Below are 2,121 nucleotides of genomic sequence, written 5' to 3' on the forward strand. Positions count from 1 at the left end.
TCGCGCTCGGTCGCACAGGCGCTGCAGGACCGCTCCATCAACCCCTACCCGTACCTCAAGCCCATCATCGAGAAGGCCGCCGGCCTGCGCGAGCCGCCCATCAGCGGCACCCCACACTCGGTGGTGTACACGCGCGGCAGCATGCGCCTGTTGCGCTACGCCGCGCCCCGGCGCCGCTACCGCACGCCCATCCTCTTCGTCTATTCGCTCATCAACCGCTGGTACATCCTCGACTTCCTGCCCGGCCGCAGCCTCATCGAGTACCTCACCCGCCAGGGCTACGACGTCTACGCCATCGACTGGGGCATCGCCGGGGCGGACGAGCAGAACCTCTCCCTCAACGAGCTGCTGGGCGGCCACATCCGCAGTGCCGTGCGCTGGACGCAGCGGGTGAGTGGCAGCGAGGACGTGACGCTCTACGGCTACTGCATGGGCGGCACCCTGGCGCTGGCCTACACCTCGCTCTACCCCGAGGGGGTGCGCAACCTCGTGGCGCAGGCCACCCCGGTGGACTTCAGCAAGGGCGGCATCTACTCGCTGTGGACGCAGCCGGGGCACTTCGACGTGGACTCGCTGGTGGACGCCTACGGCAACGTGCCCCCGTACGTGCTGGAGAGCGGCTTCTTCATGGCCGCCCCCGTGCAGCGCCTCACCAAGTGGCTCGACGTCTGCCGGCAGATCGACGACCCGGGCTTCGTCACCACCTTCCTCGCGCTGGAGCGCTGGGGCGCCGACGCCATCCCCTTCCCGGGGGAGGTGTACCGGCAGTACATGAAGGACTGCTACCAGCGGAACCTCTTCTGCCAGAACCGCATGGAGGTGGGCGGCGAGCGCGTGGACCTGGGCCGCATCCAGTGCTCCGTGCTCAACATCATCGCGGAGCAGGACACCATCGCCCCGCCGGCCATGAGCGAGCCCCTCCAGGAGCTGCTGGTGGGCGCGAAGGACCGCGAGACGAAGCGCTTCCCGGTGGGCCACATCGGCCTGTCCGCCTCCAGCAAGGCGCCGGTGAAGGTGTGGCCGCACATCGACTCCTGGATGGCCCAGCGCTCGCGGGCGTGGGAGGGCGCATGAACGAAGCGCGAGCACCGGAGGGAGGGCCCCGGGTGCGCGAGGGCTCGGTGCGGCTGAAGGATGGGCGCCGGCTGGCGTACGTCGAGGCCGGAGACCTGGAGGGCACCCCGGTCATCTTCTTCCACGGCAATCCGGGCTCCCGCTACATGCGGCACCCGGACGACCGGCTCACGTACAACCTGGGCGTGCGGCTCATCACCCCGGATCGCCCGGGCTACGGGCAGTCCGACTTCCAGCGGGGACGCACGCTGCTGGACATGCCCTCGGACATCGAGCAGTTGGCCAACGCGCTGGGCGTGGGCCGCTTCGCCGTGATGGGAGTGTCCGCGGGAGGCCCGTACGTGGCGGCCAGCGCGTACCGGCTGGGCGAGCGGCTCACCGGGGCGGCCATCATCTCCGGAGCCGCGCCCTTCAACCGCTCCGGGGCCGTGGAGGGTGTCAATCGGGACTACCGTACCGCCTACGCCCTGGCCACCTGGCCGCACTGGCTGCTCCAGCCCATCATGACGCTGCATGACCGGTCCGTGCGGCGCCGGCCGGATCAGGCGCTCGCGGCGGTGCTCGCGCACTGCTCGGCGTCCGACCGCGCCGTGCTGTCGGACCCGCTCGTCGCCGCGCAGATCCAAGGCTTCCGCGGCGAGGCCACGCGCCACGGCGTACAGGGCATGGCGCGCGAGGCCCGGCTGCTCACCTCGCCCTGGGGCTTCCCGCTCGGGGACATCCGCGTGCCGGTGCACCTCTGGTACTGGGAGGGAGACTCCATCGTGCCGCAGCAGATGGGGCGCTACCTGCACGCGCGCATCCCGGACACGGTGCCCCACTTCCTGCCCGGCGGGGGACACTTCTCCATCTACACCCAGTGGAAGGACATCCTCACGGCGCTGGTGCGTGGTTGACTCCCTCGAGAGGAGCCACCCACCATGAGCAACGACCCCTACTACCACTCGCATGACCTGGCCCGCTTCCCCGACATGGGGAAGAACCGGCCCGAGCTGGCCCAGAAGTTCTTCGACTGGTACGGCGCCGTCTTCGCCGAGGGCGCCCTGT

Annotated in this window: 2 protein-coding genes; both read left to right on the forward strand. The window is 70.2% G+C overall.

Annotated features, from left to right (window positions below):
• On the forward strand, positions 1 to 1,074 hold a 1,074-nt coding region (locus VF794_RS15180), incomplete at its 5' end, for an alpha/beta fold hydrolase (RefSeq protein ID WP_331111009.1).
• Positions 1,071 to 1,970: an alpha/beta hydrolase gene (locus VF794_RS15185; RefSeq protein ID WP_331111011.1), complete on the forward strand. Its 900-nt coding sequence runs from the start codon at positions 1,071 to 1,073 to the stop codon at positions 1,968 to 1,970. The genes VF794_RS15180 and VF794_RS15185, both read left to right, overlap by 4 nt.
• Positions 1,971 to 2,121: the final 151 nt, after the last annotated feature.

The organism is Archangium sp., from assembly GCF_036389735.1.
In the GTDB taxonomy this organism is placed as follows: domain Bacteria; phylum Myxococcota; class Myxococcia; order Myxococcales; family Myxococcaceae; genus Archangium.

Bases quoted from the DNA above. Each gene is read 5' to 3' on its own strand.
- VF794_RS15185 (WP_331111011.1), top strand. From the start codon at position 1,071: ATGAACGAAGCGCGAGCACCGGAGGGAGGGCCCCGGGTGCGCGAGGGC.